Annotated in this window: 15 protein-coding genes; 8 read left to right on the plus strand and 7 right to left on the minus strand. The window is 71.0% G+C overall.

Translation table 11 applies throughout. The features are described from left to right. Nucleotides 1-37: 37 nt before the first annotated feature. Nucleotides 38-2,296, minus strand: coding sequence for a polysaccharide biosynthesis tyrosine autokinase (locus ETAA1_RS09845; RefSeq protein WP_145237000.1), 2,259 nt, complete (start codon nucleotides 2,294-2,296; stop codon nucleotides 38-40). 773 nt (nucleotides 2,297-3,069) lie between these two features. Here ETAA1_RS09845 and ETAA1_RS09850 point away from each other — a divergent pair. From ETAA1_RS09850 to ETAA1_RS09865, 4 genes are all read left to right on the plus strand, one after another. Beyond that, the gene (locus tag ETAA1_RS09850) at nucleotides 3,070-4,164 is read left to right on the plus strand and encodes a polysaccharide biosynthesis/export family protein (protein ID WP_145237003.1); all 1,095 of its coding nucleotides are present in this window, start codon (nucleotides 3,070-3,072) and stop codon (nucleotides 4,162-4,164) included. Between the two features lie 156 nt (nucleotides 4,165-4,320). Beyond that, nucleotides 4,321-4,851 carry a hypothetical protein gene (locus ETAA1_RS09855; RefSeq protein ID WP_145237006.1) on the plus strand — a complete coding sequence of 177 codons (531 nt, stop codon included), beginning with the start codon at nucleotides 4,321-4,323 and terminating at the stop codon, nucleotides 4,849-4,851. Nucleotides 4,852-4,906: 55 nt separating this feature from the next. Beyond that, a complete protein-coding gene (locus tag ETAA1_RS09860; protein WP_145237008.1) occupies nucleotides 4,907-5,377 on the plus strand; it encodes a hypothetical protein in 471 nt (156 codons plus the stop codon). A gap of 66 nt (nucleotides 5,378-5,443) precedes the next feature. Beyond that, on the plus strand, nucleotides 5,444-6,370 hold the full coding sequence (locus ETAA1_RS09865) for an NAD-dependent epimerase/dehydratase family protein (RefSeq protein WP_145237011.1): 927 nt from the start codon (nucleotides 5,444-5,446) through the stop codon (nucleotides 6,368-6,370). A gap of 91 nt (nucleotides 6,371-6,461) precedes the next feature. Here the strand turns inward: ETAA1_RS09865 and purL are convergent, their stop codons facing one another. Next, on the minus strand, nucleotides 6,462-9,353 hold the full coding sequence (gene purL / locus ETAA1_RS09870) for a phosphoribosylformylglycinamidine synthase subunit PurL (RefSeq protein ID WP_145237014.1): 2,892 nt from the start codon (nucleotides 9,351-9,353) through the stop codon (nucleotides 6,462-6,464). Beyond that, nucleotides 9,316-10,176, minus strand: coding sequence for a prephenate dehydrogenase (locus tag ETAA1_RS09875; RefSeq protein WP_145237017.1), 861 nt, complete (start codon nucleotides 10,174-10,176; stop codon nucleotides 9,316-9,318). The genes purL and ETAA1_RS09875 overlap by 38 nt, the downstream gene beginning before the upstream one ends. 62 nt (nucleotides 10,177-10,238) lie before the next feature. Here ETAA1_RS09875 and ETAA1_RS09880 point away from each other — a divergent pair, with 62 nt between their 5' ends. Beyond that, nucleotides 10,239-11,636, plus strand: a complete 1,398-nt coding sequence (locus ETAA1_RS09880; RefSeq protein WP_145237020.1) for a DUF1501 domain-containing protein — start codon at nucleotides 10,239-10,241, stop codon at nucleotides 11,634-11,636. Between the two features lie 20 nt (nucleotides 11,637-11,656). Next, nucleotides 11,657-13,504: a M61 family metallopeptidase gene (locus tag ETAA1_RS09885; RefSeq protein WP_145237023.1), complete on the plus strand. Its 1,848-nt coding sequence runs from the start codon at nucleotides 11,657-11,659 to the stop codon at nucleotides 13,502-13,504. A 59-nt stretch (nucleotides 13,505-13,563) separates the two neighbouring features. Here ETAA1_RS09885 and ETAA1_RS09890 read toward each other — a convergent pair whose 3' ends face one another. Beyond that, complete coding sequence (locus ETAA1_RS09890; protein ID WP_145237026.1) at nucleotides 13,564-15,381, minus strand: hypothetical protein; 1,818 nt, start codon at nucleotides 15,379-15,381, stop codon at nucleotides 13,564-13,566. Between the two features lie 159 nt (nucleotides 15,382-15,540). On the opposite strand from ETAA1_RS09890, the gene ETAA1_RS09895 reads away from it, so the two are divergent. Next, a complete protein-coding gene (locus ETAA1_RS09895; protein ID WP_145237029.1) occupies nucleotides 15,541-17,007 on the plus strand; it encodes a hypothetical protein in 1,467 nt (488 codons plus the stop codon). Nucleotides 17,008-17,210: 203 nt separating this feature from the next. Further along, complete coding sequence (gene argG / locus ETAA1_RS09900) at nucleotides 17,211-18,467, plus strand: argininosuccinate synthase (protein WP_145237032.1); 1,257 nt, start codon at nucleotides 17,211-17,213, stop codon at nucleotides 18,465-18,467. Between the two features lie 6 nt (nucleotides 18,468-18,473). Here the strand turns inward: argG and ETAA1_RS09905 are convergent, their stop codons facing one another. From ETAA1_RS09905 to ETAA1_RS09915, 3 genes are read right to left on the minus strand one after another with little or no spacing between them, the layout of a single operon-like run. After that, the gene (locus ETAA1_RS09905) at nucleotides 18,474-19,070 is read right to left on the minus strand and encodes a Maf family protein (RefSeq protein ID WP_145237035.1); all 597 of its coding nucleotides are present in this window, start codon (nucleotides 19,068-19,070) and stop codon (nucleotides 18,474-18,476) included. Next, nucleotides 19,043-20,092: a glycosyltransferase family 9 protein gene (locus ETAA1_RS09910; RefSeq protein WP_145237038.1), complete on the minus strand. Its 1,050-nt coding sequence runs from the start codon at nucleotides 20,090-20,092 to the stop codon at nucleotides 19,043-19,045. Before ETAA1_RS09910 ends, ETAA1_RS09905 begins: the two co-directional genes overlap by 28 nt. Continuing rightward, nucleotides 20,089-21,354: an MFS transporter gene (locus ETAA1_RS09915; protein ID WP_202920801.1), complete on the minus strand. Its 1,266-nt coding sequence runs from the start codon at nucleotides 21,352-21,354 to the stop codon at nucleotides 20,089-20,091. Before ETAA1_RS09915 ends, ETAA1_RS09910 begins: the two co-directional genes overlap by 4 nt. Between the last annotated feature and the right edge of the window lie 27 nt (nucleotides 21,355-21,381).

Genomic DNA, 21,381 nt, shown 5'->3' on the forward strand with positions numbered 1-21,381 from the left:
TAGCCTGACCCGTCGCGGCGGGTGGGCCCCGGCTGGACTACGCCGGCAACTGCTTCACGTAGTTGTACCCGTAGGCGTAGTACGCGCTCCCCATGTGGACGCCGTTCACCACCGCGCCCAGCAGGTTGATGCTCAGCTGGTGCAGCTTCTCCGACGCCACCATCACCTTCGGCAGCTGGCTGATGTCCTGCATGATCGAGAACACCACGCCGTCCACGTGCTGACCGATCAGGAGCGCGTCGGCCACCGGCAGCACCGGGCAGCTGTCCACGACCACGAAGTCGAACTGCCCCCGCAGGCGGTTGAACAGCGTCTCCAGCGGGTGCCCCTGGGCCAGGGCCGCGATCACCCGCGTGCTGCACTGCCCGGCCGGGATCACCCACAGGTTCGGCACGGCCGTCGGCTGCACGGCGTCGCTCGGGTCCACCTCCTGGCACAGCACCTCGCTCACGCCGGGCGTCAGCGGCAGGTCGAACAGCTTGTGGATCGACGGGTTCCGCAGGTCGCAGTCCACGATCAGCGTCCGCATCCCGGCCGTGGCCATGCTGCTCGCAAGCTGGCTCGACAGCGACGTCTTGCCCTCGCCCTGGGTCGCGCTCGTCACCATCACCACCTGCATCGACTGGCTCCGGGCCGTGTGCAGCAGCATGGTGCGGGTGCTGTTGATCGACTCGTTCAGGATGAACCGCCAGTTGGCGTTTCCCGCGGCCTCGGCGGCCTTCAGGCTGGCCCGGTTCGGGAACGCCGGCACCGTGCCGATGACGCGCATCCCCAGCTCGGTCACCACCTGGTCCACGCCGTCCACCCGGCGGTTCCGCCACTCCAGCAGCGCGATGAGCGCGAGCACGCCGAGGAACCCGGCCACGCCGACGGCCCCGGACAGCATGACCTTCTGCTTCAGGTTCTCGTTCAGGATCAACACGGCCGCCTCGCGGACGCTGACCCGCGACTCCATGCCGCGCTCGATGACGATCTGAATCTTCTGGTCCTCGAGCGTGTCGAGCCGCTTCTTCATCGGCTCCAGCCCGCGGGTCAGGCTCTGGATGTCGAACCCGGTCTTGGCGATGTTGCCGGCGTTCTTCGTCAGCTCGGTGAGCGTCCGCTCCTTCCGCTCCAGCCGGGCGCGGTCGAGGGTCAGCTGCTCCTGAAGTTCCGCGTGCTTCGCCTTGAGCATCTCCTCGCCGTACTCCTGCAGCGCGGCACGGACGTCGGGGAGGACCTCGGTCCGGGCCTTGTCGATCGCCTTCTGCAGCTGCTTCACCTCGGCGTCGAGGGCGAGCACGACGGGGGCGTCGGGCACGGTGCCGGCGGCGGTCTTGGCCTGCCCCAGGTCGATCTCGCGGGCCAGCTTCTGCTTCACCAGCGTGTCCACCCGCGGGTGCTTGGCCACCCAGTCGCGGAGCATCAGCGTGTCGGCGTCGAGCTTGGTCTTGTCCGTCTTGGCCTGCTCGACCTTCTCCTTCACCTTCTCCAGCAGCAGCTCGTTGTCCTGGTTGATGGTCTTGAGGGCGGCGACCTCCTGGGACAGCTGCGTCTCCATCAGCTTGAGGGTGCTCAGCTGTTTGTTCGTGTCCTCGATGCCGATGGTGCCGTTGAACTCGGCCTTCCGCTTGATCTCGCGCTCGTCCTGCTCCACCTTGGCCCGCAGGTCGCCGATCAGCTTCTCGAGCCGGTCGGCCTTGTCCATCAGGTTCTTGCGGACGGCGTTGTTGGCGTCGTCGACGTACTTGCCGACCAGCGCGTCCACGATCTTGACGAGGTCGTCGCGGTTGTTGCCGTTGAACGACACCTGCATCAGGTCGGGGGCGATCGACCCGTCCACCCGGACGCCGGTCTCGAGCAGCGCCACCGGGTCGTCGGCCTCGCGGATGGTCTGCAGGCTGGCGACCTTCGGCTCGGCGATCGTGCGGTTGATCAGGTCGCGCGACTTCACCAGGTACATCTGCGAGCGGCGGAACGAGTCGAAGTCTTCGACCTGCCCCTTGCCCGACTCGACGGTGGACGGCCGCAGCTGCACGGTGGCGCGGGCGGTGTGCTTGCCGCCGGGGAGGATGAACCACACCCCGGTCCCCAGCGCCGAACCGACGAGCAGGCCGAGGAAGGTGGCGAGCACCCAGCGGCGACGAAGGGCGTTCAGCAGGCCCAGCGGCGTGGGCGGGGTCTTGCCGGTACCGCCGGGGATTGTGACGCTCGGCCCGTAGGGGCCGCCGCCGGGGGCGAGCATCCCGCCGGGCGGGTTGTTGTACGGCTGCAGCGGCCCGGTCGGGGGGTTCTCACCGTTGTTCGAGCGGGCCATTCAGACTCTCCCGGCAGGGTCGTCGGTGCGGGTGGGTCGGCGGTCCGTCCCACAGGTCCGGCCCCGGTGGTAGCCGGGGGAGGGCATCGCGCTCGGCGCGGGGGAGTCGTCTCCCACGGGTCAGCACCCGGAGTGCCGGAACGGGGATTCGTGGCGGGGGCAAAACCCGCACAGCTACCGCGTTCACGGAAGCGTTTGGCCTGGCGGAAGTTACGCCGCCGACGCGACACGGGCGATTCTTGCCCGTTTGTGAGTGTTCAGGCGGCACCCGGCAAGGATTACCGCGGTGGTGCAAACCATCTGTAACGCCCGTGCTCCAACCGTTACGTCCCCACCAATCCGGCTTACTGTACTGGATCAACCACAGGATACGAAAGGGCAGCTGTCAAGCGGAAGGCCGATCTGCGGGACCCTTGCATGGGAAACCCTGCGGGTGGCGCCTGTTGTGGCGCGGAAACAGGGTTGAGACTCGGTCTCACACTCTTTCGTGTCATTGACTCAATGCGTGCCCTGACCCCCCGGGGGGTCGGCTACACACAATGACGCCGGCTCGAGTGTCACGACCGCGTGGGCTGGCAAAACTGGGACTTGGGGCGTGTCAAGCGGCTTCGGGCGGTTTCTGGCCGGCCGGGCGGTTCGGGAATGACGGGGGGTTTTGGTTACAGCGGGAATCCGGGTGGGCCGATGAAGAGGGCTAGTCCGGGAGGTGCGGCCGTGCCGAATGCGCGGCGCCCCCTGCGAGTCGACCCCCGTTCCGTGCCGGAGGAGTTGCGATGGTCCGCCTGAGCGTCAACCGGAGGCTGGTGGCCGCGGCGGTCGTCGCCGTGCTGGCCGCCTTCGGGGGCGGGTGTCACAGCCTGCCGAGCGGTCACAAGTGCTGCAAGCCGCCGAAATTCGACCCGTGCTGCATCCCCGAACTGCCCGTGCCGCGGGAACTGAACAAGGTGACGCTGCCGCCCTACGTCATCGAGACGCCGGACATCCTGATCATTGAGGCGACGCGGCTGATCCCGCTGCCGCCATACCGGGTCGAGCCGCTGGACGTGCTGTACGTCAGCGCCCGCGGCGTGTTCGACACCGACCCGATCAACGGCCTGTACCCGGTGGACCCGGACGGCACGATCAACCTCGGCCCGGCCTACGGCGGGGTGGTGCGGGTCGCCGACCTGACGACCGAGCAGATTCAGGCGGCCGTACAGGCGAAGGTGAAGGCCGTGGCCCCGAACGGCACGGTGACCGTGTCGCTGGCCCAGAGCCGCGGGGCGCAGGCGGTGAGCGGCCAGCACATCGTGCGGCCGGACGGTACGGTCGGCCTCGGCAGCTACGGCAGCGTGTACGTGGCCGGCATGACCATCGCCCAGGCCAAGGCGGAGATCGAGAAGCACCTGTCGCGCTACCTGTACCGGCCGGAAGTGAACGTGGACGTGTACGCGTTCAACAGCAAGTTCTACTACGTGATCACTGACTTCGCCGGGGCCGGCGAACAGGTCGTACGGCTGCCGCACGTCGGCAACGAGACGGTGCTCGACGCGGTGTCGAACATCGGCGGCCTGTCGGCGGTGTCGAGCAAGAAGATTTGGGTGGCCCGGCCCGCGCCGACGGACTGCGCCGCGGACCAGATTCTGCCCGTGGACTGGTGCGGGATCACACAGCGCGGGCAGGTGAAGACGAACTACCAGTTGCTGCCGGGCGACCGGGTGTACATTCTGAGCCAGCCGCTGACGAAGTTCGACACCTACCTGGCCCGGGTGCTCGCTCCGATCAACCGGACGATGGGCAGCGTACTGCTCGGGGCGTCCACGTACCAGACCTTCACCCAGCAGAACGGTCAGAACGGGGTGCAGCCGTTCATCCCGGTCGGGTTCTGACGGTAGCGGTAGTGCCCGGGGTGCGGCCGACCGGCCCCGGGAATCTCCCCACGGCGGCGGCGGGCTTGCGGAAGCAAGCCCGCCGCCGCCGATGTCGTTGGCAGGCGGCATAGCATGGGGGGTAGCCCCGTCGCCCCACCCCCCGAGAGTCGCACCATGCGCGTCCGCACCCCCGCCGTCGCCCTCGTGCTCATTGCGTGCGCGGGCGAGGTCGCGGCCCAGCCGATCGCGCCGCCGCGACGGCCGACGTTCAGTTCGTACTCGAATCTGTACTCGCCCGGCGGCGGGTACTACGGGTACGGCGCGGGTGCGGGTGGCTTCAACCCGTACGGGTTCGGCGCCGGCGTCCAACAGGCGGCGGTGTTGAACCAGCTGAACCAGACGAACGCGGCCGTCGCCAACCTGCAGCAATTCCTGGCCTTCGGCGTCAACCCGATGTCCAGCCCGACGGGCCGAGGTGCGACGTTCAACAACCTGAGCCACTGGTACCCGACGTACCGCGGCCAGGGCGTGCCGTTCGCCGCCGGCGGCGGCGGATTCGGCGGACCCGTGCCGTACCGCGGCACGGGTGCGATGGGGCTGATGAACACGGCGATGACCGGCGCCGCCACGGCGAACGCCATCGGCGGCGCGGCGGCCCCGCGGACGTCGGGCAACGGCATTCCGGTCGGCGGTGCGAAGCGGTAGCGGATCGAGTACACGGGTCGAGGACCGACCCGGAATCCCGAACAGGAGTGGGGCGATGAACGTCGGACGTGTGCTCGGCCGGTTCGCGGCCGTCGGAGTAGTAGCGGGGTCGGTTGGGCTGGCGACCGCCGCCGACGAGCCGATCGTCGTGGTGCCCGCGGCCCCGGTTGCGGAAGGCTGCCCGACCTGCGCCGCGGGACCGGGCGGCGCCCCGTGCAGGCTGGGCGGGTGCAAGACGTGCAACACGTGCAGCCCGAGGAAGCCGGTGGTCGGCCAGCTGCGGCCGGGTGCGTGCTACGGCTACTTCCAGACGCAGTGGCACCGCTGGGAGGACGTGTGCCCGATCCCGTACCAGGGGGTCGGCCTCCCCGACGCCCCGCCGCGCGTCCCGGTGCCCCTGGCCGCCCCACTCGCCACGCCCCGCAGCGACGCCCCGGCGAAGTCGGCCCCGATGCCGATGCCCACCCCGGGCGCGAAGAGTGGGCTGCCGACCATCCCGCCGCCGGACGGGAAGTTCGGGAAGTGACCCTGGCCCTGTAGAACTACCGAGCCCCGGGTGATCCCGGGGCTCGGTATCGTTTCGGGAGGTCGTATGGCTGGACTGCATCTGGTCACGGGCGGGGCGGGGTTCATCGGCTCGCACCTGGTCGAAGCGCTGCTCGCCGCCGGCCGGCCGGTCCGCGTCTTCGACAACCTCAGCACCGGACTCCGCACCAACGTACCGGCCGGCGTCGAGTTCGTGGAAGGCTGCCTCACGGACCCCGCGGCAGTGGCGCGGGCCGTGGCGGGCTGCGAGGTCGTGTTCCACCTCGCAGCACTGGCCTCGGTGGCCAAGAGCGTCGAAGACCCCGGCCTGAACCACGCCGTGAACGCCACCGGCACCCTGCACGTGCTCGACGCGGCGCGGAACGCCGGCGTGCGGCGCCTGGTCTACGCCGGCAGCGCCAGCGCCTACGGCGGCGCCGACGACCCCGCGGGCCAGGGCGAAGACACGCCGCTGTGCGCCCTCTCGCCCTACGCCGCGGCGAAACTGGCCGGCGAGTTCTACTGTCAGGCGTTCGCGGCGAGCTACCGCCTGGAGACGGTGCGGCTCCGCTTCTTCAACGTGTTCGGCCCCCTGCAGCGGCCCGACAGCCCGTACTCGGGCGTGATCGCCATCTTTAGCGCCATGCTGGCCGCGGGCCGGGTGCCGAGCGTCCACGGCGACGGCTTGCAGTCGCGCGACTTCGTGGCCGTCGAGGACGTGGCCCGCGCCCTGATCCTCGCCGCGGACACGCCGGGCGTGTCGGGCCGTGTCTTCAACGTGGGAACCGGACGCAGCGTGACGCTACTCCAACTGCTCGACACTCTGAACTCGCAGCTGGGGACGAGCGTCGTCCCGACGCACGGCCCGGCCCGCGCCGGCGACATTCGGCACTCTCGTGCGAAGATCGAGCGGATCACCGCGGAGCTGGGTTTCGTCCCGAAGGTGAGTTTCGAGGAGGGCTTGCGGCGAACGCTCGCCTGGTCCCGCGGGTGACGTTCGGGCGGAAATCCTTGTTTCCGCGCGGTGGGGGTGGGGTCGCGGAAACATGTCACGTCGCCAGAATGACGTGGCCTCATACGTACCGTCACCACCGCAGCGGCTTCTGCCACGCCTCCTTCAGCTCCGCCAACTTCGCCCAGATGAGCCACTCGCCGCCAGCCCCGGCGACGCGCAGCCGCGGCTCCGCGAGCGTCACGCCGACCTTCGCCAGCGGCAGCCCCGCGAACGCCGCCGCCAGCCCGGCCGCGGCGCCCGGCTTCGCCTCGATCACGAACCGGGTCGGCGACTCGCTGAAGAGCCGCGCCTCGTCCGTAAGCCCGTCGGCGCCGGGGAGATGTGACAGCCCGGTGACGTCCGCCCCGACGCCGCCGGCGAACGCCATCTCCGCCAGCGCCACCGCCAGCCCGCCCTCGCTCAGGTCGTGGCACGAGCGCACCAGCCCGTCGGCAATGGCGCGGTGAACGGCCGCGAACACCTTTGGCGCTTGTTGAAGATCGACCTTCGGCACCCCGCCGCCGCTGCGGCCCGTGACCAGATGCAGGTGCGAGCCGCCGAGTTCGTCGCGGGTGAGGCCGACGACGTACAGGTCGTTGCCGGGCTCCTTCAGGTCCATCGTCACGCACTTCCGCACGTCCGGGACGCGGCCGAGGGCCGACACCAGGAGCGTGCTCGGGATGTCGAGCCGCTCGCCGTGCTTGCCGGCGTAGGTGTTGTTCAAACTGTCCTTGCCGCTGATGAACGGCGTGCCGTACGCCACCGCCACGTCGTGGCACGCCTCCGCGGTGCGGACCAGCGCCCCGAGCACCTTCGGGTCGTTCACATTCCCCCAACAGAAGTTGTCGAGGATGGCCGTGCGGCTCGGGTCGGCGCCGACGGCGACGACGTTGCGGACCGCCTCGTCGATCGCGCACGCGGCCATGTGGTACGGGTCGAGGTCGGCGTACTGCGGGTTCACGCCGCAGCCGACCGCGGCACCGGTCCACGAGCCGAGTACGGGCATTACCACCGCGGCGTCCGAAGGGCCGTCGTTCTTCACCCCGACCAGCGGCTTGACGACGCTGCCCCCCTGCACCTCGTGGTCGTACTGGCGGACGATCCATTCTTTCGAGCAGACCGAGTAATGGCCCAGGATGCGGGTCAGCGCCTCCTGCGGGGCGAGCGTCTGCGGGGCGCCGGTAGCCACCGGAGCGGGCGGCGTGTACTCCGCGCTCCGCACTTGGGTGGGCCGGCCGTCGTGCAGGAAGTGCATGTCCAGGTCGGCGACCTCGTTCCCGTTGAACCGGAGCTTCAGCCGGCCGGTCGCCTCGAAGGTGCCGAGCACGGCCGCTTCCACGTCCTCGGCGTCGCACAGCGCCTTCAGCTCGGCCCACTTCGCCGGGGGCACCGACAGCACCATCCGCTCCTGGCTCTCGCTGATCCAGATTTCCGTGTAGCTGAGGCCGTCGTACTTCAGCGGTGCGGCGTCGAGGTCCACCGCGGCGCCGAGCTCGGCCCCCATTTCGCCCACGGCCGAGCTGAACCCGCCGGCCCCGCAGTCGGTGATGGCGCTGAACAGGCCGCGGTCGCGGGCCTGCAGGATCACGTCGGCGACCTTCTTCTCGGTGATCGCGTTACCGATTTGAACTGCGCCGCCGCTCACCGTCTCGGACTCGTGGGTGAGTTCGAGCGACGAGAACGTCGCGCCGTGGATGCCGTCGCGGCCGGTGCGCCCGCCGACGGCGACGACCAGGTCGCCGGGGTGAACCTGCTTGAACGCCTTGTCGGCGGGAATGATGCCGACGGTGCCGCAGAACACGAGTGGGTTGGCGAGGTAGCGCTCGTCGAACAGCACGGCCCCGTTCACGGTGGGGATGCCCATGCGGTTGCCGTAGTCGCGCACCCCGGCCACGACCCCGTGCATCACGCGCCGCGGGTGGAGCACGCCCTGCGGCAGGTTGTCCGGCGACAGGTCCGGCGGGGCGAAGCAGAACACGTCGGTGTTGCAGATCGGGCGGGCGCCGAGGCCGGTGCCGAGCAGGTCGCGGACGACGCCGCCGAGGCCGGTATTCGCGCCGCCGTAGGGCTCGATCGCCGACGGGTGGTTGTGCGTCTCGACCTTGAAGCACAGGTGGTTCGCGTCGTCGAACTTCACCACGCCGGCGTTGTCGGCGAACACGCTGACGCACCAGTCGTCGTCGCCGAGCTTCTGGCGGATGGCCTGCGTCGCGGCGAAGACGGTTTCCTTGAGGAGGTTCTTGTACGTCCGCGTCTCGCCGGTCGTGTGGTCGGTGAGGGTGATCGTCCCCTTCAGCGTCTTGTGCGAGCAGTGCTCGGACCACGTTTGCGCAATAGTCTCCAACTCCACGTCCGACGGGTCGCGGCCGACCTCGCGGAAGTGGCGCTGTACGGCCGTCATCTCGTCCAGCGTCAGCGCGAGCATCCCGTCCTTGCTCAGCTTGACGAGCCCGGCGTCGTCCAGGCCGCGGAGCGGGACGGTGACGCGCTGGAACGAGTAGGCGGAGCCGAGCCCGAGGTGGTCGGCGCGGACGGGGCCGACCACGATGTGCTCGATGGCGTCGTTGGCCAGCACCTTGCGGAACAGCACGTCGCGGTCGGGGGACGAGAGCTCCGGCGGGCCGAAGTAGCGGCGGAAGGTGCGGACCGCCGCGACCGGCAGCTTCAGCATCCGGCACACGTCGAGGACGGTCTGCGCCACCGGGTCCATCACGCCCGGCTTCAGCAGCACGGTGTACGCCAACTCGCTGCTGCCGCCGGCGGCGCGGACGAGGCCGGATTCGATCAGCGGATCGACCAGCACCTCGGCGGCGAGGCGGGCGGCGTCGGCCTCGGTGAGCTCGCCCTCCAGCAGCACGCCGCGGGCGCTGGCAGCGACGAGGTCGCCGCCGCGCTGGGCGTGCGTCAGCAGGTCGAACTCGTCGCACACCCGCTCGCGCTCGCCGTCACGCCCGAGCGGCCGGATTTCCACTTCCCAGAGCATCGCGCACCTGCTTGGCCTCGGCCAGCCACCGCCCGAGGCCGGCCCCGTCGCCGGCCTCCAGCAGCAGCCGGAACTCGGCCAGTCGTGTCGTGAATTGTTGCGTCGCCGCCAGCACCGCGTCGCGGTTGGCGAGAAAGATCGGCACCCACATCCCGGGGTCGCCGCCCGCGATGCGGGTGGTGTCGCGCCAGCCGCCGGCCGTGAGTTGCAGCCACTCCGGCGGCGTCACGCCGGCCGTCGTCGCGGCGACGACGTGCGGCAGGTGGCTCGTCGTGGCCAGTGCGGTGTCGTGGTCGTCGGCGGTCATGCGGACGACGCGAGAGCCGAGCGCGCGCCAGAAGGTAGCGACGCGCTCCGCCGCGGCCTCGTCGCCGGGTTCCGGCGTGAGGATGTTGACTCGGCTCTCGAACAGATCGGCACGGCCGTGCTCGCAGCCGGCCTTCTCGGAGCCGGCCAGCGGGTGGGCGGGAACGAACGCCTGCCCCGGCTTCAGCGCCGCCCGCGCCGCGGCGTGGAGGTTACGCTTCGTGCTGCCGGCGTCGGTGAAGAGCGCGTCGGGTGGGGCAAATGGCGCCGCATCAACGATGGTGCTGCTGATGCGATCGACCGGCGTACACACGACGACGAGCGAAGCCCCGGCCACGCCTTCGGCCAGCGACGTGGTGCCGGCGTCGATGGCGCCGAGCGTCACGGCGGCGTCGAGTTTCGCGCGGTCGCGGCCGACGCCGACCACGCGGGCGGCCACGCCCTTCGCCTTCGCGGCGAGTCCGACCGACCCGCCGATCAGGCCGACACCCACAATCGTGATCTGCTCGAACCGCATGAGGTCGATTGTATGACGGCGGCCGCTGGCACCGCGGGCCGGCTTCGGAGATAATCCACCCCATGACCGGCGTGTCCGCGCAACTCGGTTCAACCGGCCGCCCGCCCAGCCGCCGCGAGCTGCTTCGCCTCGCCGCGCCCGCGCTCCTTGCGGGTGCGGCGCCGGCCGGCTCGCCCGGGTTCGGCCGCGCCAGGTCGGTCGTCGTCGTCTTCACCAGCGGCGGTCAAAGCCAGCTCGACACCTGGGACCCGAAGCCGGACGCGCCCGAGGAAATCCGCGGCGTCTTCCGCACGATCGGCACCCGCACGCCGGGCCTGCGCGTGTGCGAGCACATGCCGCGGCTCGCGGCGCTGAGCCACCGCTACGCCGTGCTGAAGTCGATGACGCACGACGACCTCGACCACGGGTCGGCGTGCTACCTGGCGCTGACGGGGCAGTTCCACCCGCGGAAGTCGTCCAACCCGCCGCCGCGGCCGACCGACTTCCCGGCGCTCGGGGCGGTGCTGAAGCGGGTGCGGCCGGCGAGAACGTTCCCGCACACCGCGGTCCACGTCAACGGGCCGCTGCTGGCCCCGAAGGAAGTGTCGCCCGGCCAGTATGGCGGCTTCCTCGGCCGCGGGTTCGAGCCGTTCGAGATCGGCAACGTCCTCGAAACCGACCGCTTCCTCGAAGGGCTCGACCTCCCCGCCGGCGTTACTCCCGACCGCCTCGGCGGCCGCGAGGCACTTGCAAACCGACTCGAAGCCGCGGCGCGGACGGACGTGCGGCTCCCCGCCGCGGCCGACCGCGTGACGCTGGCGCGGCAGGCGTTCGAGCTGATCCGCGCCCCGCAGGTGCGCGCCGCCTTCGACCTGTCGCGCGAGCCGGCCGCGGTGCGCGAGCGGTACGGGCTCCATCGCTCCGGGCAAGCGTGCCTGATGGCCCGGCGGCTGGTCGAAGCGGGGGTGCCGTGGACGACGGTGTTCTTCAACCACGGCATCCGCGGCCAGGACGACGCCCCCGACGACACCGACGCCTACGGCTGGGACACCCACAACGACATCTTCGAGGCGCTGAAGGACCATCTCCTGCCGCGGTTCGACCATTCGGTCTCGGCGTTCCTGGAGGACTTGCACCAGCGCGGGCTGCTGGACTCGACGCTGGTGTGCGTCATGGGCGAGTTCGGCCGGGCGCCGCTGGTGGCGCTGGAGAAAAACTTCGCGGGCACGACACCGGGCCGCAAGCACTGGGGTGGCTGCTACTCGGTGGTGCTGGCCGGCGCGGGTGTGACGCCGGGCGCCGTCGTGGGTCGGTCGGACCGCATCGCCGCGTACCCCGGCTCGGAGCCGACCACGCCCGGCGACCTGGCGGCGACGCTGTTCCACGCCCTCGGCGTGTCCGCCGACACGCACTACGACGACCTCACGAACCGCCCGCAGCGCGTCGTGTCGGGCCACCCCGTGAGCAAGCTGTACCGCTGACCCAACCCCCGGAGGCCGTCGTGCCCCGTTCGCTCCTTGCGCTCCTGCTCCTCGCGGCCCCCGCTCGCGCCGCCGACCCGGTGCAACTCGCCGTCGATCTGGCCGACGTGTCCGGCCGCATCATTCACTCACGGGTCGAAATCCCCGCCGCCCCCGGGCCGCTCACGCTCCTGTACCCGAAGTGGATTCCCGGCACGCACGGCCCGACGACGCCGCTCGCCGACGTGGCCGGGTTCCGCGTCAAGGCGAAGGGGGCCGACGTGCCGTGGACGCGCGACCCGGCCGACTCGCACGCGGTGAACGTCACCGTGCCGGCCGGGGCGAACGCCGTGGAAGTCACGTTCGACCTGCTCCTGCCGGGGCTGAACGAGCCACCGGCGCGGCAGAACACGGTCGCGTCCGGCCGGCTCGCGGTACTGAACTTCTGCGACCTGCTGGTGTACCCGAAGGCGGCGAAGGCGATGGACACGCCGTTTCGCCTCACGCTCACGGTGCCCGAGGGGTGGAAGCACGGCAGCGCCCTGAACCCGGTGGAGCAGGGGCACAACATCACCGGCTTCGCCCCGTGCACGCTCGAAACGCTCATCGACTCGCCGCTCCTGTGCGGGCTCCACACGAAATCCGTGGCGATCGGCACCGACGGCAAGCATCGCGTCTTCCTGGCGTGCGACAGCGAGGCGGGGCTGGGCGTGCCCGCGGACGTGAAGGCCGGCTGGGACAAGCTCGTCGAGCAGTCCGACAAGATGTTCGGCTCGCGGCCGTACGGGTCGTACACGTTCCTGCTGGCGCTTTCGGACAAGATTCGCTTCCGCGGGCTGGAGCACCACGAGTCCAGCGACAACCGGCTGTCGGAGATGACGCTCCAGACGCCGCACCTGCGGCTGTACGCGGCGTCGCTGTTCCCGCACGAGTACGTCCACGCGTGGTGCGGCAAGTTCCGCCGGCCGGCGGGGATGATCGTGCCCGACTTCCAGGCCACGCCCGACACCCGGATGCTGTGGGCCTACGAGGGGCTCACCAACTACCTCGGCTGGGTGCTGACCGCCCGCAGCGGATTGATCTCGGCGGAGGCGGCGCGCGACGACCTGGCCGGCACCGCGGAGCGGATGAAGAACGCCCGCGGCCGCAGCTGGCGCCCGCTCGAAGACACCGGCACCAGCAGCCACGTCCTCGCCGGCTCCCGCGGGGCGTGGGGGGCGTGGCGGCGGTCCCTCGACTACTACGACGAGGGCACCCTGCTGTGGCTCGAAGCCGACGCGATCATCCGCAAGGAGACGAACGGCGCGAAGTCGCTCGACGACTTCTGCCGCGCCTTCTTCGCGTGCCCGGCGGGCCGGCCGGCCGTGAAGGGGTACTCGTTCGACGACATCGTGAGCGGGCTGAACGCGGTTTGCCCCTACGACTGGAAGACGCACCTGACGCGCCGCGTGACGCTGCCGTCGGCCGACGCGCCGCTCGACGGGTTGCTCCTCGGCGGCTGGTCGCTCGGCTACGCGGACAAGCCGAACGACACGCTCAAGGCGAACGAGAGCGTGTCGAAGGGGACGGACCTGACGGCGTCTTTGGGGGTGAAGGTGTCGGCCGACGGGGTGATCGGCGACGTGATCCCGGACAGCCCGGCGGCGAAGGCGAAGCTGGCGCCGGGGGCGAAGGTCGTGGCGGTGAACCAGCGGAAGTTCACGCCCGAGCTGCTGAAGTCGGCCGTGGCCGCGACGCGGACGGGCGGGAAGCTGGAACTGCTGATCGAGAACGGCGACTGGTTCAGCACCGCGGCGGTGGCCTACGCCGGCGGGCTGCGGTATCCGAAGCTGGAACGCACGCAGTCGGAGCCGGATCGGATGGGAGCGATCCTGGCGCCGCGGCAATGAGTTTCGCCGCTTGCGGCGTAGCGGCGTTTGCGCCGCTACGCCGCAAGCGGCGAACCGAACTACTTCGCCAATTCCACCCGTGCGACGGCGTACACCAGGAACCGCGGCACCGCGAACCGCAGCCGCCCGTCGCGGGCCTCGAACGGCACCGCCACCGGCTCCCCCTCGGGCGTCACGACGCGCACCGCGGTCACCCGTGCCCCGGCCGGTAGCACCACGTCCGCCTTCACGCCGTCCACGGCCCGCGGCTTCTCGTCCTTGATGCCGCCGCCGGGGCTCCGCTTCTCCTTCGGCTCGTCGCGGTCGTAGTTCACGAAATGGAGGGTCAGTTCCTTTCCCGACGCCGACACGTTCGCCGACACGCGGACGGTCTTCGGCGCCGCGAACGTGCTCAATCCCGTCGGCAGTTCGATTCCTCTCGCGGAATCGACCACGGCGCGATACCCCCTCACCCGTTCCGGTGTCGCCAGGTCGTCGGGGAGAACGTCGAACAGGACGTGCCGGTCGAGTAGGTCGCGGCCGGCTGTCTTGAACGCCTCGACGCTCGCCACGTCGCCCTGGTGTACCTTCGACCTCGGGAACAGCAGCACCGCCTCGGCGTGCGGCCGGTTCCCCTTGAAGGCCGAATCGTTCGCGGCCATGAAGCGGTAGTAGTGGACCAGTTCCTTCCGCGCCTCCGGGTCCTTGTGGCGGGCGTAGAAGCCCATCGGGGCGCCGCCGTTCGCAGCGAGTTCGGCGATGGCCACGCGCGTCCGCGTGGCCTCGTACTTCCCGAGGGTGAACGGCTTGTCGTCGAACGCCCCGCGGATGTAGCGGGCCTGCAAAGTGCCTTCCCCCAGCACGCCGGCGGCCAGGTCGGTGAAGTTGGCCGCGCCGCCGGTGCTGTACCACAGATAGTCCTCGTCCTTCCCCCACACCTCCTTCGGCAGCAGGCACCGTTCGTCGCCGCTAATCTGGCCGAAGTCGCCGAGGTGGTTCCACTGCGCCACCAGGAACCCCGGCTTCAGCCCCTTCGCGTACCGCACGAACACCTCGTCGAACGCCGCCTTCTGGCTGATCTGGCTCCACCGCAGCATCTCGCGCCGCAGCGGCGTGCTCTCCTTCGGGTCGTGCCATCCGACGATCTCGGGGAATTTGTGTGTCTTGATGTCGTCGATGCCGAACTGCTTCAGCGCGGCGGGCGTGTGCCGCTCGGCGAGGTAGCCGCGAAAGCCGGTCTGGCAGTGGTCGCAGAGGCAGTTGTGGCGGTAGAAGTAGTTCGCGATCAGGCCGTCCACGCCGCGCTCGGCGGCGCGTTTCGTCCAGGCCTTCAGCACGGTTCGCCAGTGCGGGTTGTTCAGGCACGCGGTGTACTCGCGCATGCCGCCGATGCTGTACTGCTTGGATGCCATCGGCGTGCCGTCCGCGTTGCGGGCCAGGAGTTGCAGCGGGTCGGCGACGGGTTTGGGGCCGAACTCCTTCTCGTCCCACAGGTCGCGGTAGAACTTGAAGAACCCCTTCGGGCCGTCCTTGCCGTCCGGCTCGCCGACCAGAAACGTGACGTTGAAGTGCCCCACCACCTTCGCCCCGAGTTTGTGGACGGCGGCGTTCCGCTGCTCGAACCACTTGCCGCACTCGGCGACGCCGCGGACCGGGAAGTGGGCGGGATAACCCTTGTAGTCCGGCGTGTGGACGAGGCTGTAGAAGTGGCCGCCGTAGAAGCCGAGCTGGCACACCTCGGGCCGCGCCTCGGCGACGAACGCGAGGTAGTCGTCGTCCCCGTAAGCGTCCCAGTGGGCGATGAGCCGCGTGAACTCGGCGCGCGGCGCGGGCGGGTCGGCGACGACAACCGGGGAGGCGAACGAGGTCAGCAGGAGCACGGCGAACAGCGGACGCATGGGGCGGCTCCGGGGGCGGGCGGGCGTCAATCGTACCACGCGACACGCGGTCGGGCGCTTCCGATAAAACCGCCTTGTGTCGACTGCCCCGCCTGCTTATATCCTCCCGTCCCCGTGGGCGGGCCAGGACGGTCCCGCTCCCTCCGGCAGGGCTGCCGCATGTCCCGCTCGCTCGCTCCCCTCGCGCTCGTGCTCGCGCTGACCGCCGCCGCAACCGGGCAAGACCCGGTCGAACGGGCGCTCGGCGTTCAGCAGGCGATTGCCGCCGCCGAAAAGCACCTCGCCGCCGACCGGCCCACCGAAGCCGTCGCCGTTCTCGAAACCCAACTCCCGAACGCCGACGGCCGCGCCCCGTTCCTGGACGCCCTCCGCCGGGCGTACGCCGCCGAGCTGAAGCAGCTTGAACGCACCCCGAACGCCGAGCGCGCCGCGGCCCTCGCCCGCCGGCTGGCGCTGCTCGGTGCGGAAGCCACGATGACCGTCGCGGTCATGCTCCCCGACGCGCCGGGCGCTGCCGCACCGTTGCCAGCGGCGCCGGCCGCTGCCGAACCGTTGCCCGATGCGCCGGCCGTCGCCGCAACGGCGCCGGGCACGGCCGAGGCGCGGGGGCTGTTCAACCAGGGGAAGTACGCCGAGGCCGCGGCGAAGTTCGCGGCCGCCCGCGGGGCCGCGCCGCTGACGCAGGACGAGGCCGTTGCGTGGGCGTACTGCCGCATCCGCGCTGCCGCCGACACGGTGAACCCGTCCGGCTGCGATCCCACTGCCGCGGCCGCCGCCGAAGCCGATGTGATCGAGGCGCTGAAGCTCGCGCCCGGGAACGCTGAGCTGGAGCGCGTCGGCAAGCAGGTGCAGGCCGTCGCCCGCGCCCGGGCCGGGAACAAGGCCGCGGGCGCGCCCGCGGCCGCGGTTCCCGGCGACTGGGAGGCCGTAGAATCGCCGAGCTTCCGCGTGCGGCACAAGGGGAACAAGGCGCTCGCCGACGCGGTCGCCGCCGCGGCCGAGGTCAGGCGCGCGGAGACGTTTACCCGCTGGAGCGGCCCCCCCGGCGGGGCGTGGGGCGCGAAGTGCGAGATCGTCCTGCACCCGACCGCCGCGTGCTACGCCGCCATGACCAACCGACCCGCCGCGGGCACCGGGCACGCCACCGTCAAGCTGTCCGGCGGCCGGCCGACCGAGCGCCGCCTCGACCTCCGCGCCGACGATCCCGACCTGATCCCGAACGCGCTGCCGCGCGAACTCACGCACGTCGTGCTGGCCGACCTGTTCCCCGGCACCCCGCCGCCGAAGTGGGCCGAGGAAGGCATGGCGGTGCTGGCCGGGTCGCCGGACGAGGTGAGCCGGTACGTCCGCACCCTGAGCCGCTGCGCCCGCGCCGGCGAGTTGGTGCCGATGGCGTCGCTGCTGGAACTGACCGACTTCCCCGCGGCGGACAAGGTGACGGGCTACCTCTGCGCCAGCGTCACGCTCGTGGACTACCTCGTGAAGTTGAAGGGCGAGCAGCACTTCCTGATGTTCGTGCGCGACACGCAGCGGTATGGCACCGCCCAGGCGCTGCGCCGGCAGTACGACCTGGACGGCCCCGCGGGGCTGGAGCAGGCGTGGCGGCGGGCGGCGGTGCTTCCGTAGGTCGGGTCGAGGCTTCGAGACTCGAAACGGGACGCCACCGACGCCAGAGCTCAGATCGAAACCCGAACCCACGGGGGTTCGGGTTTCTCCGTTCTCGCTGAACTCCCCCACCCCCGCGTCGGGTCTCGAAGACTCGACCCGACCTACGGAAGGCAGCCGCCCCGGTTCATACGCTACCCCCCACACACCGAGGACCCACTACGATGACCACCGTCGCCGACCTGAAGGGCCAGACCGTCGCCTTCGCCGCATCCGGCGGGCTGGACAGCTGCACCGTCACCCGCTGGCTCACCGACCACGGCGTCAAGGTCGTCGCCGTCACCGCCGACATCGCCCAGCCTGACGAGACGGACTTCGGCGCCATCGAGCGCCGCATGCGCGCCAGCGGCGCCGCCGACTACGTCGCCGTGCCGCTCCACGACATGATCGCCGAGAGCGGCGTCGAGGTGATCCAGTTCCAGGCCCGCTACGAGGGCGCGTACTGGAACACGACCGGCATCGGCCGGCACGTCATCGTCGCGGGGCTGGTCCCGGAGTTGCGGAAGCGCGGCATCGGCGTACTCGGCCACGGGGCGACCGGCCGCGGCAACGACCAGGTGCGGTTCCAGCTGTGCACGAACATGCTCGCCCCGGACGTGACCGTGTACGCCCCGTGGCGCGACCCGGCGTTCCTGGCCCGGTTCCGCGGCCGCACCGAAATGATCGACTACTGCGAGAGCCACAAGCTCCCCATCACCGCGAGCAAGACCGCCCCGTACAGCACCGACGCCAACCTGCTCGGCCTCACGCACGAGGCCGGCAAGCTCGAACACCTCGACTGCCCGCCGTGGTTCGTCACCCCCGGCATGGGCGTGCTGCCGACCGACGCCCCCGAGGCGCCCGAGACAGTGACGGTGCGGTTCGAGGAGGGCCGGCCGGTGTCGCTGAACGGCAAGCCGACGACGCCGTTCCAGGCGATCCAGCAGGCGAACGCGATCGGCGGCCGCAACGCCGTCGGCATCGCCACGCACCTCGTCGAGAACCGCTTCGTCGGCATCAAGAGCCGCGGCGTGTACGAGGCGCCGGGCATGGAGCTGCTCGGCACCGCCTACGCCTACCTGCTGCAACTCGTGCTCGACCGCCGCAGCCGCGACCTGTTCGACCACCTGTCCGGCTTCGTGTCGAAGCAGATTTACCAGGGCTACGGCTTCGACCTGGGTACGCACATGGCCCGGCAGGCGCTCGCGCCGATCAACCGGCTGGCGACCGGCACCATCCGCCTGAAGCTGTACAAGGGCCGCGCCGAGTTCGACGCCGCGGCCGACGTGCCGCACCAGATTTACTCCGAGGCGAACGCCAGCATGGAGGCCATCGGCGCGTTCGACCACGCCGACAGCGAGGGCTTCCTGCGCGTGCTCCAGGTGTCGGCCCGCGCGCTGGCGGCGCACGGGCAGGTCGTGGCGCCCGCGTGGGCGAAGTGACGGAGGTCAGTGGCGCTCGGTCGATCCCAGCCACGAGAGCGCCCGTGCCAGCGACTCCATGGGCAGTCCGATGACGTTGCTCACCGACCCCTCCTCGACGGTGAGGTAGGGGTCGTTCGGCAGCTCGATCGCGTAGGCCCCGCTGCACCCCTCCCACTTCCGCGTCCGCAGGTAGGCGTCGATCTCGGCCGCCGTCAGCGCCTTCATCCGCACCAGACTTCGCTCCTGCCAACACAGCTGGAAGTCGCCGGGCCGGCGCCACAGGCACACGCCCGTCCACAACTCGTGAACCGTGCCCGCGAGCGACGTGATGATGCGGCGGGCGTCCGCCTCGTCTTCCGGCTTGCCGACCACCTTGCCGTTCAACCAGCCGACCGTGTCGGCGGCGATGACGACGCCGTCGGACACCTTCGGGGCGACCGCCGCGGCCTTCAGCCACGCCAGCTCGCCGACGTAGTGGCGGCAGTCGCCGAGCCGCGCCTCGGTCGGCTCGTCGATGTCGGCGGGGAGCACGTCAAAGGCGTAGCCGGCCTGCGACATCAGCCACCGGCGGCCGTGCGAGCCGCTGGCCAGCGTCAGGCGGAACGGGAGGGGCGGGGCCATGCGTCGAGTGCCTCGGCGAGCGGCGGCCACAGCCGGTCGGGGGTGAGTTCCGCGAAGCAGACGAACCCGTGCGGGCAAGTCTTCAGGTAGCTGCCGCCGCACGGCACCGTCGTCTCCACGCCGCCGGCCGGGGAGCCGTAGGGACCGTGCTTCGCGGCCCGGGTACAGGTATACGGGGCGACGCACGGCCGACCCAGCGCCGCGGCCAGGTGGAGCGGGCCGGTGTCGTTCGACAGCATCACGTCGCACGCCGCCAGGACCGCGGCCAGCTGCGGGAGCGAGGTCTTGCCGGTGAGGTCGAGCGAGGGGCCGGTAAGGCCGCGGGCCGCCTCCTGAGACATCGGGCTGTCATCGCCGCCGCCGACGAACACGGTCGACCCGCCGGAGTGCGCGTGTGCCCGCCGCAGCAGCGCCGCGAAGTGCCCCGGCGGCCAGCGCTTCGTCACCCACCGGGCGCCGACGCCGACCGCGACGAGCGGCCGGGGCAGGGCGGCGAGCTGCTCGTTCGCCCAGCTCACGGCGTCGGGCCGTAGCGGGACGTGGAAGCCCTTCGGGCCGTCGCCCGCGCCCACGGCTTCGGCCACCCGCCAGTAGCGATCGACCGCGTGGATGCGGTCGGCGTCCGGCACCTTCACCCGCTGCGTGTATGCGAAGCGGGCGCCTTCGCGGGCGTTCGCAAACCCGACCCGCCGGCGGGCGCCGGTAGCGAGCGTCATCAGACCGGAGCGGAGCAGGCCTTGCAGGTCGAGGACGAGGTCGAATCGGCGGCCGCGAAGTTCGGCGGCGAACCGGGCCGAGTACGCGGCCGCGGCGCGCCACCCCTTGCGGACTGCGCCCCGGTCGAACGCCAGCGTGTCGGTGAGGTCGGGGTGGCCGATCAGGAGCGGCTCGTACGCGGCGTTGACGACCCAGGTGATATGCGCTGCGGGATAGGATCGGCGCAGCGCCGTCAGCACCGGCAGGGCGTGGACCACGTCGCCCAGCGCGCTCGGCTTGATGAGGGCGATCCGCTCCGGCGTCATGGCCGTTCGCCCCGCACCCGCGGGAGCAGCGCCGCGACCAGCAGCAGCAGCCCGACCGCCAGCAGGTACGGCGTCGCGTGCCGCGGGTCGGCCTGGAACGCCACCGAGCCGACGAACGGCCCGATGATGCGGCCGAGCGACGCGAACGACTGGTTCACGCCCAGCACCTCGCCCTGCCGGGCCGGGTCCGCCCGCTTCGACACCAGCGCCGATACGGACGGGTTCACGAACGCGAAGCCGACCACCGCCACCGACACCGCCAGGTAGAACATCGGCTTCGAGCCCGTCCCCGCGTCGGCCGTCCACGCCACGCCGGCCATCCCCGCGAGCCCGAGGATCATCAGCACGAGGCCCGTCGCCAGCAGGCGGTGCTCGGCGCCGCGCTTGGCCAGCGGGCGGTACAGCCCGCCGGCGAACGTCAGCACGGCGCCGACGAACGCGAACACCAGGAAGTTGTCCTCGACGCTCATGCCGAACGCCGCTTCGGTGAGCAGGGCCAGCGTCGCCTCCAGGTTGGCGAACGCGCAGATCGCCAGGAAGTAAATCAGCACCAGCGGCCCGACGGTCGGCATCCGCAGTACTTCCGCCGTCCGTGCCATGCTGAAGAACTCCTTCCCCGCCTTGTTCGACGGGTCGCGCGTCTCTTTGAAAATGCCGACGGCGAGGAGCAGCGCCACGAGGGACAGTCCGGAGGCGAGGGCGCCGACGCCCCACGGCTGCTGGTCGAACGCGGCGAGGCCGAAGTACGCGATTAGCGGCCCGAACGTGAACCCGGCCCCGAACGCGATGCCGATCAGGGCCATCCCCTTCGCGCGGCGCTCCGGCGTCGTACAGTCGGCGATCACCGCCGCCGCCGTGCCGACACTCGCCCCCGCGACGCCGGCGCCGATTCGCGCGGCCAGCATCAGCCCCAGCGCCAGCGCCGCGGACTCGGCCGGCAGCGTGACCGCGAACCCGTACAGGGCGTAGAAGACGACCGAGCCGAGCAGGCTGATGAGCAGCACGGGCCGGCGGCCGACGCGGTCGGAGATGCGGCCCCACACCGGCGAGAACACGAACTGCATGAGCGAGAACACGGAGAACAGCACGCCGATGGCGACGCCGGCGGCGGCGGGCGAGAGGGCGAGCCCCTTCTCCCCGAGGTACGGCTCGGCCTGCCGCGGCATCACCGGGAGGACGATCCCGAACCCAAGCAGGTCGATGAAGACCACCAGGAAGACGACGAGCATCGCCTTCCGCGGCGGATTCGTGGGCGGAGTCATCCGGAGAGGATACGGCCGCCGCGGGTC

This window comes from Urbifossiella limnaea, assembly GCF_007747215.1.
In the GTDB taxonomy this organism is placed as follows: Bacteria; Planctomycetota; Planctomycetia; order Gemmatales; family Gemmataceae; genus Urbifossiella; species Urbifossiella limnaea.

What these genes read in the sequence shown, in the direction of transcription:
- ETAA1_RS09845 (WP_145237000.1), bottom strand. Translation starts at nt 2,296, where the DNA reads ATGGCCCGCTCGAACAACGGTGAGAACCCCCCGACCGGGCCGCTGCAG.
- ETAA1_RS09850 (WP_145237003.1), top strand. Translation starts at nt 3,070, where the DNA reads ATGGTCCGCCTGAGCGTCAACCGGAGGCTGGTGGCCGCGGCGGTCGTC.
- ETAA1_RS09855 (WP_145237006.1), top strand. Translation starts at nt 4,321, where the DNA reads ATGCGCGTCCGCACCCCCGCCGTCGCCCTCGTGCTCATTGCGTGCGCG.
- ETAA1_RS09860 (WP_145237008.1), top strand. Translation starts at nt 4,907, where the DNA reads ATGAACGTCGGACGTGTGCTCGGCCGGTTCGCGGCCGTCGGAGTAGTA.
- ETAA1_RS09865 (WP_145237011.1), top strand. Translation starts at nt 5,444, where the DNA reads ATGGCTGGACTGCATCTGGTCACGGGCGGGGCGGGGTTCATCGGCTCG.
- purL (WP_145237014.1), bottom strand. Translation starts at nt 9,353, where the DNA reads ATGCTCTGGGAAGTGGAAATCCGGCCGCTCGGGCGTGACGGCGAGCGC.
- ETAA1_RS09875 (WP_145237017.1), bottom strand. Translation starts at nt 10,176, where the DNA reads ATGCGGTTCGAGCAGATCACGATTGTGGGTGTCGGCCTGATCGGCGGG.
- ETAA1_RS09880 (WP_145237020.1), top strand. Translation starts at nt 10,239, where the DNA reads ATGACCGGCGTGTCCGCGCAACTCGGTTCAACCGGCCGCCCGCCCAGC.
- ETAA1_RS09890 (WP_145237026.1), bottom strand. Translation starts at nt 15,381, where the DNA reads ATGCGTCCGCTGTTCGCCGTGCTCCTGCTGACCTCGTTCGCCTCCCCG.
- ETAA1_RS09895 (WP_145237029.1), top strand. Translation starts at nt 15,541, where the DNA reads ATGTCCCGCTCGCTCGCTCCCCTCGCGCTCGTGCTCGCGCTGACCGCC.
- argG (WP_145237032.1), top strand. Translation starts at nt 17,211, where the DNA reads ATGACCACCGTCGCCGACCTGAAGGGCCAGACCGTCGCCTTCGCCGCA.
- ETAA1_RS09905 (WP_145237035.1), bottom strand. Translation starts at nt 19,070, where the DNA reads ATGGCCCCGCCCCTCCCGTTCCGCCTGACGCTGGCCAGCGGCTCGCAC.
- ETAA1_RS09910 (WP_145237038.1), bottom strand. Translation starts at nt 20,092, where the DNA reads ATGACGCCGGAGCGGATCGCCCTCATCAAGCCGAGCGCGCTGGGCGAC.
- ETAA1_RS09915 (WP_202920801.1), bottom strand. Translation starts at nt 21,354, where the DNA reads ATGACTCCGCCCACGAATCCGCCGCGGAAGGCGATGCTCGTCGTCTTC.